We start from the raw sequence: 14,783 nt of genomic DNA, 5'->3' as shown, positions 1-14,783 counted from the left end.
AACCATGAGATTTTATACAATTAAGTTACCTAAATTTCTTGGTGGAATAGTTCGTGCAATGTTAAATACCTTCAAAAAAGATTAAAAAAAGCACCTATCACCGGTGCTTTTTCCATTGTTATAGTAAAAAAAGAGCCTATCGGCTCTTTTTTTTATTATTAAACACGTTCGATTTTGCCAGATTTTAATGCTCTAGCAGAAACGTAAACACGTTGAACTTTTCCGTCGATGCGTACGCGAACTTTTTGAAGGTTAGCGCCCCACTTACGTTTTGTAGCGTTCATTGCGTGAGAACGAGAGTTACCAGAACGAGCTTTTCTTCCAGTAATAGCACAAACACGAGCCATTTATATTTCCCTCCCTTGATACCTTACCATACGTAATTTTTCAATGTTAGTCTTTTATGCGATGCTAAAAACACTACTATAATTTAACACAACTAAAAAGAGAATGCAACACCGTAGAAAAAAGAAATCAAGAAAATTTACTTGACACTATATGTCAATGAAGAAAAGTTGAAATCCATAAAAATTGCTTGACATATTATAGTGGTACATGTTGTATAATAACAATGGACTATTTTGCTCATCATAAAAAAGTGTAATTTAAAACATAAAATATGAGAGTGAAAAGAAAGAACGATGGAATTTTCTTTAAAAAGATTATATGATAGTAACTAAAGTAGTCTAGCTCACTTTCACCATTTATGAAGGGGGAAACGAGATGTCAATTGAAATTAAAACGAAGTACGGTCAAATTGATATTAGTACAGATGTAATTGCAACAATTGCTGGAGGTGCCGCGGTAGATTGCTACGGTATCGTAGGTATGGCATCAAAAAATCAGTTAAAAGATGGATTAACAGACATTTTACGAAAAGAAAACTTCACTAGAGGTGTTATTGTTCGTAAAGATGAAGATGAAGTACATATTGATATGTATATTATTGTGAGCTATGGTACGAAAATTTCAGAAGTGGCACATAATGTGCAGACGAAAGTGAAATATACATTAGATCAAACTGTAGGACTAGCAGTAGATTCTGTAAACATCTACGTACAAGGAGTTAAAGTAATAAACTTGTAATGTGCATTAAGGAGGAAAATCTGTGTCAATTCAAAAAATTGATGGAAAACGTTTATCACAAATGATCATGCAAGGAGCGAATAATTTAACAAACAATGTTCAGCTTGTTGATGCATTAAACGTATTTCCAGTTCCAGATGGCGATACCGGTACAAACATGAACTTATCTATGACTTCAGGTGCGCGTGAAGTGAAAGCAAACCCTTCGCAGCATGCTGGTAAAGTCGGCGTAAGTTTAGCCAAAGGATTATTAATGGGAGCTCGTGGTAACTCTGGAGTTATTTTATCTCAGTTGTTCCGTGGTTTCTCTAAATCCATTGAACAAAAAGAAGAATTAACAACAGTTGATTTTGCTGCAGCACTAGAAGCTGGAGTAGAGGCGGCTTATAAAGCGGTTATGAAACCGATTGAAGGAACGATTTTAACGGTTGCAAGAGAAACGGGTAAATATGCAGTAACAGTTGCGAAAAAACAGCGCGACTTTGTTTTGTTTATGGAAGACGTTGTGAAAGAAGCAAACGCATCGTTAAATCGTACGCCAGATTTATTACCTGTATTAAAACAAGTTGGCGTTGTAGATAGCGGTGGTAAAGGTCTTGTAGTGGTATACGAAGGATTTTTAGCTGACTTAAAAGGAGAAACGATTTCTTCTGATGCACCGACGCAACCATCTATGAATGAAATGGTACGCGCAGAACATCACCGTAGTGTACAAAGCCAATTGAGTACAGAAGATATTAAGTATGGATATTGTACGGAGTTCATGGTGAAATTAGAGGCTGAAAAGGTGAAAGAGCATAATTTCTCTGAACAAAAATTCCGTGAAGATATTAGTGTATATGGTGATTCTCTACTAGTTGTGTCTGATGATGAAATTGTAAAAGTTCATATCCATGCAGAACATCCTGGAGACGCTATGAACTACGGGCAAAAATACGGTAGTTTAATTAAGATTAAAGTAGAAAATATGCGTGAACAGCATACTGCTTTATTAGATGAACCTACTATGGTTCCTGAACAACCAGCTCAATCGAAAGAAAAACAACCATATGGTATCGTAACTGTAGCTATGGGGTCTGGTATTAAAACTTTATTTGAGAGCATCGGCGCAACGAAAGTTATCGAAGGTGGTCAAACGATGAATCCAAGTACGGAGGATATCGTGAAGGCAATTGAAGAAGCAAATGCTGAAAAAATCATTATTTTACCGAATAACGGAAATATTGTAATGGCAGCAGAACAAGCGGCATCAGTTGTAGATCAAGAAGTTATTGTTGTTCGTTCGAAAACAGTTCCTCAAGGTATGGCAGCAATGTTAGCATTTAACCCAGTTGGAACGTTAGAAGAGAATGAAGAAAACATGCAAGAAGCTTTATCTCATGTGAAAACAGGTCAAATTACGTATGCTGTACGTGATACGGAAATTGATGGTGTAGCAATTCAAAAAGATGACTTCATGTGTATTGCAGATGGGAAAATTGTATCTACAAATGCTGAAAAAGTAGGAGCTGCGAAGCAATTACTAGAAGCGCTTATTGATGAAGATTCTGAAATCGTAACGATTCTACAAGGTGAGGATGCAACTGACGAAGAAGTAGCGGAGTTAGTTGAATTTGTAGAAGAGAAATTTGAAGATGCAGAAGTAGAAGTGCATGCTGGAAACCAACCAGTGTATTCTTTCATCTTCTCTGTAGAATAAGATAAGATTCGTTTTGAAAATAAATGGATTACTTACTTGCTAATGGATAAGAAGTAGTAATATGAAGTTTATTACTAGTTTTTATTCAAAAGGCTAGCATATTGAAGAGAGAAAAGAGCCTTGCTGCTAATAGTGAGGCTCTTTTTTACTTGTTTTATATAAGGGATTTGAGTAGTTTCTCTTAGAATGCCTATGATAGAATATATAAGGTGAAAGAGAGCGATTACAGATGCTAATTGGTACTCAAATAAAATGCAATAAAGAAAATAATGTGACGGGGTGTGAGAATCTTGAATGATGTTGTACAAGTTCCTGTTACGGATGTAAAGGGGATCGGAGGAGAAACATCTGAGTTACTACATGAGATGGGTATTTACACAGTTTCTCATCTATTAGAACATTTTCCATACCGTTATGAAGATTATGCGATGAAAGATCTTGCTGAAGTAAAGCATGATGAACGTGTAACGGTTGAAGGGAAGATTCATAGTGCTCCTTTGCTGCAATATTATGGTAAGAAGAAATCGCGTTTAACAGTTCGTGTTCTCGTCGGTCGTTATTTAATTACGGCGGTATGTTTTAATAGGCCTTACTATAAGCAAAAATTAAAGTTAGATGAAACGGTAACGATTACTGGTAAATGGGATCAACATCGTCAAACAATTGCTGTATCAGAACTTCATTTTGGGCCGGTTGTACGTCAACAAGAAGTGGAACCTGTTTATTCAGTAAAGGGGAAACTTACAGTAAAACAGATGCGTCGTTTTATTGCTCAAGCGTTAAAGGAATATGGAGATTCTATAGTCGAAGTGTTACCGGATGGTTTGTTAGGGCGATATAAATTATTACCAAGATATGAAGCGCTTAGGGCATTGCATTTTCCGGTAGGACAGGAAGATTTGAAGCAAGCGCGTCGCCGTTTTGTATATGAAGAATTTTTCTTATTTCAGCTGAAAATGCAAACGCTCCGGAAAATGGAGAGGGAAAATTCAAAAGGGACGAAGAAAGAGATTCCCTCAGTAGAATTACAAGAATTTATCGATGCACTGCCGTTTCCATTAACGGGTGCGCAGCGTCGAGTTGTAGATGAAATTTTGAAAGATATGACATCTCCTTATCGGATGAACCGACTATTGCAAGGTGACGTTGGTTCTGGGAAAACAGTTGTTGCTGCGATTGGCCTTTATGCATCGAAATTAGCTCATTATCAAGGTGCTTTAATGGTTCCTACAGAAATTTTAGCTGAGCAACATTATCAGTCGCTTGCTGAAACGTTTTCGCATTTTGGTATGAAGGTGGAACTGTTAACAAGTTCTGTTAAAGGTGCGAGACGTCGAGAAATTTTAGCGAAGTTAGAACAAGGAGAAATAGATATTCTTGTTGGAACGCATGCCTTAATTCAAGATGAAGTTATATTTCATAGGTTGGGTCTCGTTATTACAGATGAACAGCATCGATTTGGTGTAGCGCAGCGCCGAGTTTTACGGGAGAAAGGTGAAAGTCCAGATGTATTATTTATGACAGCGACACCAATTCCGCGTACGCTTGCAATTACTGCATTTGGAGAGATGGATGTTTCGATAATCGATGAGATGCCAGCAGGTAGAAAGGTGATTGAAACATATTGGGCAAAACATGATATGTTAGATCGCGTTCTCGGTTTTGTTGAAAAGGAGATAAAAAAAGGAAGACAGGCATACGTTATTTGTCCTCTAATTGAAGAATCTGAGAAACTTGATGTGCAAAATGCTATCGACTTACATAGTATGCTGACGCATCATTACCAAGGGAAATGCCAAGTTGGATTGATGCATGGGAGATTATCGTCTCAGGAAAAAGAAGAGATAATGGGACAGTTTAGTGAAAATAAAGTGCAAATTCTTGTATCGACAACAGTTGTTGAAGTAGGTGTGAACGTACCGAATGCGACTGTAATGGTTATTTATGATGCAGAACGTTTCGGTTTATCGCAGCTTCATCAGCTTAGAGGGCGTGTCGGCCGTGGTAGTGAACAATCATATTGTTTATTAATAGCAGACCCTAAATCAGAAACAGGGAAAGAAAGAATGCGCATAATGACTGAAACAAATGATGGATTTGTATTGTCAGAAAAAGATTTAGAATTACGAGGTCCTGGAGATTTCTTTGGGAGTAAGCAAAGTGGCTTACCAGAATTTAAGGTTGCTGACATGGTACATGATTATCGAGCGTTAGAAACAGCAAGGCAAGATGCGGCGATACTAGTAGATTCAGAAGCGTTTTGGCACAATGATCAGTACGCTGCCTTGCGTACGTATCTTGATGGGACAGGTGTGTTCCAAGGAGAGAAGCTCGATTAAAGGGAGTCAACAAAAGTTTTTGTTGCATTCTACTTTTAATGATTATATACTACTGTTAGTACCTAGTCATAAAAATGGATGGTGCGGTATGAAAAAAAGAAGAAGTAAAAAAGAAAGACAAGAGTTATTACAACAAACAATCGAATCAAATCCTTTTATTACGGATGAAGATTTAGCGGAAAAATTTCAAGTGAGTATACAAACAGTACGACTTGATCGTATGGAATTGTCTATTCCTGAATTAAGAGAGAGAATTAAACATGTAGCTACAAAGCAACATGAAGAAGATGTGAAATCTTTACCGTTAGAAGAGGTTGTTGGAGAAATTATTGATATTGAATTAGATAGACATGCAATCTCTATCTTTGAAGTAAAGGTAGAACATGTATTTAAAAGAAATCAAATTGCCCGTGGGCATCATCTGTTTGCACAAGCAAACTCACTAGCTGTTGCGGTTATTGATGAAGAATTAGCTTTAACTGCAAAGTCTACCATTCGATACATTCGCCCTGTAAAATTAGGAGAGCGTGTTGTTGCAAAAGCGCGCGTTGAAGATGTAGAGAATGATAAGGGACGGACGGTTGTCAAAGTGCGTAGCTTCGTTGGAGAAGAACTTGTTTTTACAGGCACTTTTGAAATGTATCGATCTAGTAATTATAGTGAGGAAGGTAACAACTTATGAAAATCGCAATAGATGCAATGGGCGGAGATCACGCTCCAAAGGCTGTAGTATTAGGGGCAATGAAAGCTATTAAGGAATATTCTGATTTACATATTACGTTAGTAGGGAAAGAAGAGGAAATTCGTCAATACTTAACGAGTGATGAACGAATTACTATTCTTCATACAGACGAAAAAATAGAATCAACGGAGGAACCAGTAAGAGCGGTTCGTCGAAAAAAACAAGCTTCAATGGTGCTTGCGGCACAACAAGTAAAGGATGGAGAAGCAGACGCTTGTATATCCGCAGGTAGTACAGGAGCTTTAATGGCAGCTGGATTATTTGTTGTCGGTCGTATGGAAGGAATTGAGCGACCAGCTTTATCGCCTACAATGCCGACTGTAGATGGAAAAGGTTTTGTTATGTTAGATGTTGGAGCAAATGTTGATGCAAAACCAATTCATTTATATCAATATGCAGTAATGGGATCTGTTTATGCTGAGAAGGTAAGAGGAATTGAAAATCCTCGCGTTGGACTATTAAACGTTGGAACAGAGGATGGAAAAGGAAACGAGCTTTCAAAGCAAGTATTTGCAATGCTTAAAGATGCGCCAATTAATTTCGTTGGGAACGTTGAATCAAGAGATTTATTGCAAGGTGTAGCAGATGTTGTTGTATGTGATGGTTTTACAGGGAATGTAGCGTTGAAATCATTAGAGGGAACAGCACTTGCGCTATTCTCTATGTTGAAAGAACAATTAATGAGTTCATTTACGAGCAAATTAGCAGCGGCGGTATTAAAGCCAAAACTTATGGTATTAAAAGATAAAATGGATTATTCGGAGTATGGCGGAGCTGCATTATTTGGATTGAAAGCACCTGTCATTAAGGCTCACGGTTCTTCTAATGACCAGTCGGTATTTAGTGCGATTCGTCAAACGAGAGAAATGGTAGCGAAAGAAGTAATTCCTACGATTTCAAGCGTAATGGAGAAAGAGTCACTCCAATAAGAGGAGGATTTGAAATGGGAAAAATAGCATTTCTTTTTCCGGGCCAAGGTTCACAGGCAGTTGGAATGGGTAAACAATTAGCAGAGAATAATAAAGAGGTTGCAAAAGTGTTTGCAAAAGCAGATGAGGTGTTGCAAGATTCACTTTCAGAAGTGATTTTTGAAGGACCGCAGGAAAAGCTGACATTAACAACAAATGCGCAGCCTGCATTATTAACAACGAGTTTTGCTATTTTGACAGCTTTGAAAGAGTATGACATTACACCTGACTTTGTCGCTGGTCATAGTTTAGGTGAATATAGCGCTCTTGTAGCAGCTGGTGCATTAACTTTTGAAGATGCTGTATATGCTGTAAGGAAACGCGGGGAATATATGGAAGAAGCTGTTCCGGGAGGGGAAGGCGCAATGGCAGCTATATTAGGTGCTGACCCACATATGCTGAAACAAGTTACAGAAGAAGTAACAAGTGAAGGATATGCAGTGCAAATCGCTAATATGAATAGTACGAAGCAAATTGTAATTTCTGGAACGAAGCAAGGCGTAGAGGTTGCCTCTCAGAGAGCGAAAGAAAATGGTGCAAAGAGAGCGATTCCACTAAAAGTAAGTGGGCCATTCCATTCTTCACTTATGAAGCCGGCAGCTGAGAAGTTCCAAAGTGTTTTAAATGAAATTACAATTCATGACACGAATATTCCTGTTATTGCAAATGTTACGGCGGAAGTTATTACACGTGGTGCAGACATTCAAGAAAAGTTAATCGAACAGCTTTATTCGCCTGTATTATGGTACCCGTCTATTGAATATATGGTGAAGCAGGGAGTAGATACATTTATTGAAATTGGACCTGGAAAAGTACTTGCTGGACTTATGAAGTCAATTGATTCATCAGTAAAAGCATATGCGATATACGATGAAGAGACATTAAAAGATACCATTTCAAATTTGAGAGGAGAAAACTGATGTTAAAAGGGAAGGTAGCATTAGTAACTGGCGCTTCACGTGGAATTGGTCGCGCGATTGCGATCGATTTAGCGAAACAAGGGGCAAATGTAGTAGTAAATTATGCTGGCAATGAACAAAAAGCAAATGAAGTAGTAGATGAAATTAAAAAATTAGGTTCTGATGCAATTGCGGTAAGAGCAGATGTTGCAAATGCTGATGATGTTACAAATATGGTGAAACAAACAGTAGATACATTTGGACAAGTTGATATTCTTGTAAATAATGCTGGTGTAACGAAAGATAATTTATTAATGCGTATGAAAGAAGAAGAATGGGATACAGTTATTAATACAAACTTAAAAGGTGTATTCTTATGTACAAAAGCAGTATCTCGTTATATGATGCGTCAACGTCACGGTAGAATTATAAATATCGCTTCTGTTGTTGGTGTCATAGGAAACCCAGGACAAGCTAATTATGTTGCTGCTAAAGCGGGTGTTATTGGATTAACAAAAACATCTGCAAAAGAGTTAGCAAGTCGAAATATTACAGTGAATGCAATTGCGCCGGGCTTTATTGCGACTGATATGACGGATGTACTAGATGAGAATATTAAAGCTGAAATGTTAAAAGTTATTCCAGCTGCTCAATTTGGTGAAGCGCAAGATATCGCGAATGCTGTAACGTTTTTTGCTTCTGATCAAAGCAAATATGTTACAGGTCAAACGTTAAATGTTGATGGCGGTATGGTAATGTAATAAAAGAATCGATTTCACCTAGTTTTTTTGGTCAATATTTAATATAATATTTGAGGGGAGGTGAATGGAATGGCAGATGTTTTAGAGCGCGTAACAAAAATCATCGTTGATCGTTTAGGAGTAGAAGAGACTGAGGTAGTACCAGCTGCAAGCTTCAAGGAAGATTTAGGAGCAGACTCCCTAGATGTAGTAGAACTTGTAATGCAATTAGAAGATGAATTCGAAATGGAAATTTCTGATGAAGATGCTGAAAAGATTGCTACTGTTGGCGATGCTGTGACTTACATAGAGAGTCATCTATAATGCTTAAGTGAAGTCCCGTTTTTTAGCGGGGCTTTCTGGCTTATATCTGGAGGGACCTATGCCGTACCGAAAATATAGAGAAAAAAAATACGAAACAAAATATCGTGAAGCATTTAAAGTGTTTCAAGAAAAGATAGGTATTACGTTTACAGATGAAAAATTATTGATTCAAGCATTTACGCATTCATCGTATGTGAATGAGCATCGAAAAAAACCGCATGAAGATAATGAGCGTCTTGAATTTCTTGGAGATGCAGTATTGGAACTGACTGTATCACAGTATCTGTTTCAAAAATATCCGACAATGAGCGAAGGAGAGTTAACAAAACTACGTGCAGCTATTGTATGTGAGCCATCTCTTGTTCGTTTTGCGAACGAATTGTCATTTGGCAGCCTTGTTTTATTAGGAAAAGGTGAAGAAATGACAGGTGGACGTGAACGACCAGCTTTATTAGCGGATGTCTTTGAAGCGTTTATTGGTGCCCTTTATCTTGATCAAGGGCTAGAAACAGTTTGGGAATTCTTAAAAGAAATTGTATATCCGAAAATTAATGAGGGTGCTTTTTCTCATGTGATGGATTATAAGAGTCAGTTGCAAGAATTGATTCAGCGTGATGGCAGTGGCAATGTTGAGTATCAAATTTTGCAAGAAAAAGGACCAGCTCACAATCGAGAATTTGTGTCACGTGTTACGTTAAATAACGTAGCTTTAGGTCTTGGTAGTGGTAAGTCGAAAAAAGAAGCAGAGCAACAAGCTGCTGCAGAAGCATTGAAAAAATTAAAAGAACAACTATAAGGAATCCCCCTTTGAATGAGGGGGATTCCTTATGCATAGAATGAAACTTTCTTTTTGTTTATAAAGAAAAAGAAGGTAAATCCGTATAATACTTGTTTTTATATAGAGAACATTTATAACGACGGAGAATAGGAGGAAGGCCTTTCGTGTTTTTAAAAAGATTAGAAATAGCAGGGTTTAAGTCTTTTGCTGAGCATGTATCTGTTGATTTTGTCCCAGGTGTAACTTCTGTAGTAGGACCTAATGGAAGCGGGAAAAGTAATATTACTGATGCAATTCGCTGGGTACTTGGTGAACAATCTGCAAAATCATTACGTGGTGCAAAGATGGAGGATATTATTTTTGCAGGCAGTGATACGAGGAGAGCGGTTAATGTTGCTGAAGTAACAATAACTTTAAATAATGAAGATCAACGTTTACCAATTGAATACAATGAGGTGTGTGTAACACGTCGTGTATCTCGTTCAGGTGATAGTGATTTTTATATTAATAAACAATCATGTAGATTGAAAGATATTATCGATTTATTTATGGACTCTGGTATGGGAAGAGAAGCTTTTTCAATTATTAGCCAGGGGAAAGTGGAAGAGATTTTAAGTAGTAAGTCAGAAGAGCGTCGAGGTGTATTTGAAGAAGCGGCAGGCGTATTAAAATACAAACTTCGCAAAAAGAAAGCTGAAGGAAAATTAGCAGAAACACAAGAAAACTTAAATCGTGTACAAGATATAATTCATGAATTAAGTAGTCAAGTAGAACCTTTAGAAAGACAAGCTTCTATTGCGAAAGATTATCTTGAGAATAAAGAAGAATTAGAGAAAGTAGAAGCTGCGCTTATTGTCCATGAAATTGAAGAACTGCATGAGAAATGGGAAGCGCTTCGAAATCAGTTTGGGCATAATAAAAACGAAGAAGCTAAAATGTCAACGAATTTACAAAAAAGTGAAGAAGAGCTTGAGGAATTACGAGGACAATTACAGGCGGTAGATGAGTCTGTAGATTCGTTACAAGAAGTACTTCTTCTTTCTAGTAAAGAGCTAGAAAAACTAGAAGGGCAGCGAGAGTTGTTAAAAGAGAGAAAGCAAAATGCTACGACGCATTGTGCGCAACTTGAGCAGTTAATTGTTGAATTAACAGAGAAAGCTAAAAGTTACGATGGTGAGATTGAGTCAAGTACAGAAGCTTTAATGCAATTTGTGAATGAAGTAAAAGAGTTGGAGCAAAAATTGCATGATAATGAGCAACTGCTTGCTACTTTTGCTGACAATTTAGAGGAACAGATTGAGAATTTAAAAGGTGACTATATTGAGCTTTTAAATCAACAAGCTAGTCATCGTAATGAATTATCTATGATTGAAGAACAATCGAAACAGCAAACGTCTAAAAACGAGCGTCTAGATGAAGAGAATGCGAAATATGTAGAAATGCGTATGGAAATTACAGCGAAAAAGACGAAACTTGTAGAAAGTTACGAACAAGCGAAAGAAAAAGTAGCTGGCATTCTCTCAAACATACAGAAGACAGAGGCGGCGCTTGGGAAATGTAAGACGCAGTATAGTGAAAATGAAACAAAACTGTATCAAGCATATCAATTTGTGCAACAGGCACGTTCTCGAAAAGAAATGCTTGAAGAGATGCAAGAAGATTATTCTGGATTCTATCAAGGTGTACGTGAAGTATTGAAAGCTAGAGAAAATAGGTTGCAAGGTATCGAGGGTGCTGTTGCGGAACTGTTAACGGTACCGAAAGAATACGAAGTTGCAATGGAAATCGCTCTAGGTGCAGCGATGCAGCATATTGTTGTACAAACAGAGGAACATGCTCGTAATGCGATTGCATTTTTAAAGCAAAATAAACAGGGACGTGCAACGTTTTTACCGCAAGCTGTTATTAAAAGCAGATCGTTATCATTTGAGCAATTACGCATTGCAAATCAACACCCATCGTTTGTAGGTGTGGCGGCAGAACTTGTGCAGTACAACAATAAATATGAAAATGTAGTTTCAAATTTATTAGGTACTGTTATTGTTGCGAAAGATTTACGTGGAGCAAATGAGTTGGCGAAACAACTGCAATACCGTTATCGTATTGTAACAATCGAAGGTGACGTAGTGAATCCTGGCGGTTCTATGACTGGTGGGGCGGTAAAGCAAGCGAAATCTTCTTTATTAGGACGCCAACGTGAACTGGAAGAGTGGACTCGCAAGTTAACTGATATGGAAGAAAAAACAACGAAGTTAGAAAACTTTGTTAAAGCAGTAAAACAAGAGATTCAAGAAAAAGAAGTGAAAATACGCGAACTAAGGCAAACTGTAGAAGCAGATCGTGTAGATGAGCAGAAATTAAGAGAAGAGATTAATCGTTTAGAATTAGAAGAACATCGTATTAATGATCGGTTGTCTATTTATGATTTAGAGATTGAAGGTTTTTTACAAGATCGAGTAAAAATGCAAGGGCGTAAAGAGGAGTTAGAAGGGGTTTTAACGAATCTTCAAGCTGAAATCACTAAGTTAGATAGTAAAATTGTAGCTTTAACAAAACAAAAAAGTGAGCAACATTCTTCGAAAGAAAAAGTTCAAAAAGAAATGACTGAGTTAAAAGTGCTGGCAGCTGAAAAGCAACAACGCTTATCTAATCAAAAAGAAAAAGTTGAACGATTGACGAAGGAAAAAGAAGAAACGGATGCGACACTTGTAAAAACGAAAGAGGATTTAGCGTTCTTAAAACAAGAAATGACATCTAATTCAAGTGGTGAAGAGCAAATTACGAATATGATTGAGAAGAAAGCATATGATCGTAATCAAACTTCAGAATTAATTCGCTCTCGTCGTGAACAACGTGTATCGTTGCAAGAGAGAGTAGAACATTTAGAGCACCATTTGAAAGAAACGACAGGTAAACATAAATATATTCTTGAAATGTTGAAAGATCAAGAAGTGAGAATAAATCGACTTGATGTAGAGTTGGAAAATAGATTACAACATTTACGTGAAACATATACGATTTCATTTGAAGCGGCAAAACTAAAATATACAATGACAATGCCTGCAGAAGATGCGCGTAAGAAAGTAAAATTAATCAAATTATCCATAGAAGAGTTAGGTACAGTGAACCTAGGGGCAATTGATGAATATGAACGTGTAGCGGAGCGTCATACATTCTTACTAGAGCAGAGAGACGACCTAGAAGAAGCGAAAGCGACATTGCACCAGCTTATTACCGAAATGGATGAAGAAATGAAAAAACGCTTTTCTACTACGTTTGAAGGCATTAGAATGGAGTTTCAATCGGTATTCTCTGAATTATTTGGAGGCGGTAGAGCAGATTTAGTAATGACTAATCCAGAGGATTTACTAAATACGGGTATTGATATTGTAGCACAACCGCCAGGGAAGAAACTGCAGAACTTAGGTTTACTTTCAGGTGGAGAGCGTGCTTTAACAGCAATTGCGCTTTTATTTGGTATTTTAAAAGTACGCCCAGTACCGTTCTGTGTACTAGATGAGGTAGAGGCAGCCCTTGATGAGGCGAATGTAGCTCGTTTTGCACAGTATTTAAAGAAATTCAGTGATGAGACGCAGTTTATTGTAATTACACATAGAAAAGGTACAATGGAAGAGTCTGATGTGTTGTACGGTGTAACAATGCAAGAATCAGGGGTATCTAAACTTGTTTCGGTTCGTTTAGACGCCGGAGAAGAACTTATTGCAAGTGAATAGGAAGGATGGGAAAGTATGAGTTTTTTTAAAAAACTAAAAGAAAAAATTTCAAAACAAACGGATACAGTTACAGAGAAATTTAAACAAGGATTAGAAAAAACGAGAAATTCATTTGCGGATAAAGTGAATGATTTAGTGTATCGTTACCGTAAAGTGGACGAAGATTTCTTCGAAGAGTTAGAAGAAATTTTAATCGGTGCAGACGTTGGCGTTGCGACGGTAATGGAATTAATTGACCAATTGAAAGAAGAAGTACAACGTCGTAACATTCAAGATCCAAAAGAAGTACAAGCTGTTATTTCAGAAAAACTAGTAGGAATTTACAAAGGTGACAGCGATTTTAGTAACGAAATTAATATGCAAGAGGACCAATTAACGGTCGTTTTATTTGTTGGTGTTAATGGTGTAGGAAAAACGACGACAATTGGTAAACTGGCGCATAAGTTTAAATCAGAAGGTAAGTCAGTCCTATTGGCGGCAGGAGATACATTCCGTGCTGGAGCGATTGAACAATTAGAAGTATGGGGCGATCGCGTTGGTGTAGAAGTGATTAAACAAGGATCTGGATCTGATCCAGCGGCGGTTATGTATGACGCTGTACAAGCAGCGAAAGCACGTAAGGTAGATGTATTACTATGTGACACAGCAGGACGCTTGCAAAATAAAGTGAACTTAATGAAAGAGTTAGAGAAGGTGAAGCGTGTAATTGAGCGTGAAGTACCAGGTGCTCCTCATGAAGTATTGCTTGTTATTGATGCAACAACGGGACAAAACGGTTTAAGCCAAGCGAAAACATTCCGTGAAGCAACGAATGTAACTGGTATTGTTTTAACGAAGTTAGATGGAACTGCTAAAGGTGGTATTGTATTAGCGATTCGTAACGAAATGGATGTACCGGTGAAGTTTGTTGGATTAGGAGAGCAAATGGATGACTTGCAGCAGTTTGATCCAGAACAATATGTGTATGGTTTATTTGCGAACTTAGTAGAAACAGAAGAAGTATAAGCGAAAGAAGCGGTATTTCCGCTTCTTTTTCTATAAAAAATATATGATGTTAAGAAAAAAACTTGACACTCTTTTGGACTACATGTAAACTAATTCATGTAAAGGGAAATCACTTAACAAAGGATGATCCAACATGCTCGAAAAAACAACGAGAATGAACTATTTATTTGATTTTTATCAATCGTTGTTAACGCAAAAACAAAGAAGTTATATGTCGCTTTATTATCTAGATGATTTATCTCTTGGTGAAATTGCGGAAGAATTTGATGTAAGTCGCCAAGCCGTGTATGATAACATTAAACGGACTGAAGCGATGCTTGAAGAATATGAAGAAAAATTAGTATTACTTCAAAAGTTTCAAGAGCGACAGCGACTTGTTGCAAAGCTAAAACAGCTAATCAGCGAAGAAGAGCATGTGAATGAAGAAATGAAACAAGTTGTTGAAGCTATCGAAAAATTAGATTAGGAG

14 protein-coding genes are annotated in these 14,783 nt (G+C 37.3%); 13 read left to right on the top strand and 1 reads right to left on the bottom strand.

Annotated features, from left to right (window positions below; all coding sequences use genetic code 11):
- The first annotated feature begins 4 nt into the window (after positions 1-4).
- Positions 5-85, top strand: coding sequence for a stage V sporulation protein SpoVM (gene spoVM / locus MHB52_RS20070; protein ID WP_001213599.1), 81 nt, complete (start codon positions 5-7; stop codon positions 83-85).
- A gap of 73 nt (positions 86-158) precedes the next feature.
- On the opposite strand, the gene rpmB is transcribed toward spoVM, so the two are convergent.
- On the bottom strand, positions 159-347 hold the full coding sequence (rpmB, locus tag MHB52_RS20065) for a 50S ribosomal protein L28 (protein ID WP_000124776.1): 189 nt from the start codon (positions 345-347) through the stop codon (positions 159-161).
- 376 nt (positions 348-723) lie between these two features.
- Between rpmB and MHB52_RS20060 the strand changes: the two genes are divergently transcribed.
- From MHB52_RS20060 to MHB52_RS20005, 12 genes are all read left to right on the top strand, one after another.
- Positions 724-1,086 carry an Asp23/Gls24 family envelope stress response protein gene (locus tag MHB52_RS20060; RefSeq protein WP_000021109.1) on the top strand — a complete coding sequence of 121 codons (363 nt, stop codon included), beginning with the start codon at positions 724-726 and terminating at the stop codon, positions 1,084-1,086.
- 22 nt (positions 1,087-1,108) lie between these two features.
- Complete coding sequence (locus MHB52_RS20055; RefSeq protein ID WP_000027129.1) at positions 1,109-2,785, top strand: DAK2 domain-containing protein; 1,677 nt, start codon at positions 1,109-1,111, stop codon at positions 2,783-2,785.
- Positions 2,786-3,075: 290 nt separating this feature from the next.
- A complete protein-coding gene (recG, locus tag MHB52_RS20050) occupies positions 3,076-5,124 on the top strand; it encodes an ATP-dependent DNA helicase RecG (protein ID WP_001000813.1) in 2,049 nt (682 codons plus the stop codon).
- Between the two features lie 88 nt (positions 5,125-5,212).
- On the top strand, positions 5,213-5,806 hold the full coding sequence (gene fapR / locus MHB52_RS20045) for a transcription factor FapR (RefSeq protein ID WP_000747349.1): 594 nt from the start codon (positions 5,213-5,215) through the stop codon (positions 5,804-5,806).
- Complete coding sequence (gene plsX / locus MHB52_RS20040) at positions 5,803-6,795, top strand: phosphate acyltransferase PlsX (RefSeq protein ID WP_000684101.1); 993 nt, start codon at positions 5,803-5,805, stop codon at positions 6,793-6,795. The genes fapR and plsX overlap by 4 nt, the downstream gene beginning before the upstream one ends.
- A gap of 14 nt (positions 6,796-6,809) precedes the next feature.
- Positions 6,810-7,754, top strand: coding sequence for an ACP S-malonyltransferase (gene fabD / locus MHB52_RS20035; RefSeq protein ID WP_016118545.1), 945 nt, complete (start codon positions 6,810-6,812; stop codon positions 7,752-7,754).
- Positions 7,754-8,494: a 3-oxoacyl-[acyl-carrier-protein] reductase gene (gene fabG / locus MHB52_RS20030; protein WP_000911774.1), complete on the top strand. Its 741-nt coding sequence runs from the start codon at positions 7,754-7,756 to the stop codon at positions 8,492-8,494. The genes fabD and fabG overlap by 1 nt, the downstream gene beginning before the upstream one ends.
- Positions 8,495-8,563: 69 nt before the next feature.
- Entirely contained in the window at positions 8,564-8,797 is a 234-nt protein-coding gene (acpP, locus tag MHB52_RS20025; RefSeq protein WP_000786062.1) for an acyl carrier protein, read from the top strand.
- Between the two features lie 58 nt (positions 8,798-8,855).
- Positions 8,856-9,593 (top strand): ribonuclease III, encoded by a 738-nt coding sequence (rncS, locus tag MHB52_RS20020; RefSeq protein WP_001146875.1) that lies wholly within the window; start codon positions 8,856-8,858, stop codon positions 9,591-9,593.
- A 146-nt stretch (positions 9,594-9,739) separates the two neighbouring features.
- Positions 9,740-13,309, top strand: a complete 3,570-nt coding sequence (gene smc, locus MHB52_RS20015) for a chromosome segregation protein SMC (RefSeq protein ID WP_000478955.1) — start codon at positions 9,740-9,742, stop codon at positions 13,307-13,309.
- 15 nt (positions 13,310-13,324) lie between these two features.
- Positions 13,325-14,314 (top strand): signal recognition particle-docking protein FtsY, encoded by a 990-nt coding sequence (gene ftsY, locus MHB52_RS20010; protein ID WP_000007655.1) that lies wholly within the window; start codon positions 13,325-13,327, stop codon positions 14,312-14,314.
- Positions 14,315-14,447: 133 nt separating this feature from the next.
- Entirely contained in the window at positions 14,448-14,780 is a 333-nt protein-coding gene (locus MHB52_RS20005) for a putative DNA-binding protein (protein WP_000891062.1), read from the top strand.
- Positions 14,781-14,783 lie beyond the last annotated feature (3 nt).

Origin of the sequence: Bacillus sp. FSL K6-0073 (genome assembly GCF_038006085.1) — a bacterium.
GTDB classification, from domain to species: Bacteria; Bacillota; Bacilli; order Bacillales; family Bacillaceae_G; genus Bacillus_A; species Bacillus_A cereus.
Note: the sequence above shows the minus strand (reverse complement) of the source record. Positions and strands in the feature narration are given on the sequence as shown.

Coding starts and splice junctions, on each gene's coding strand:
- spoVM (WP_001213599.1), top strand. CDS start 5: ATGAGATTTTATACAATTAAGTTACCTAAATTTCTTGGTGGAATAGTT.
- rpmB (WP_000124776.1), bottom strand. CDS start 347: ATGGCTCGTGTTTGTGCTATTACTGGAAGAAAAGCTCGTTCTGGTAAC.
- MHB52_RS20060 (WP_000021109.1), top strand. CDS start 724: ATGTCAATTGAAATTAAAACGAAGTACGGTCAAATTGATATTAGTACA.
- fapR (WP_000747349.1), top strand. CDS start 5,213: ATGAAAAAAAGAAGAAGTAAAAAAGAAAGACAAGAGTTATTACAACAA.
- plsX (WP_000684101.1), top strand. CDS start 5,803: ATGAAAATCGCAATAGATGCAATGGGCGGAGATCACGCTCCAAAGGCT.
- fabD (WP_016118545.1), top strand. CDS start 6,810: ATGGGAAAAATAGCATTTCTTTTTCCGGGCCAAGGTTCACAGGCAGTT.
- fabG (WP_000911774.1), top strand. CDS start 7,754: ATGTTAAAAGGGAAGGTAGCATTAGTAACTGGCGCTTCACGTGGAATT.
- acpP (WP_000786062.1), top strand. CDS start 8,564: ATGGCAGATGTTTTAGAGCGCGTAACAAAAATCATCGTTGATCGTTTA.
- rncS (WP_001146875.1), top strand. CDS start 8,856: ATGCCGTACCGAAAATATAGAGAAAAAAAATACGAAACAAAATATCGT.
- ftsY (WP_000007655.1), top strand. CDS start 13,325: ATGAGTTTTTTTAAAAAACTAAAAGAAAAAATTTCAAAACAAACGGAT.
- MHB52_RS20005 (WP_000891062.1), top strand. CDS start 14,448: ATGCTCGAAAAAACAACGAGAATGAACTATTTATTTGATTTTTATCAA.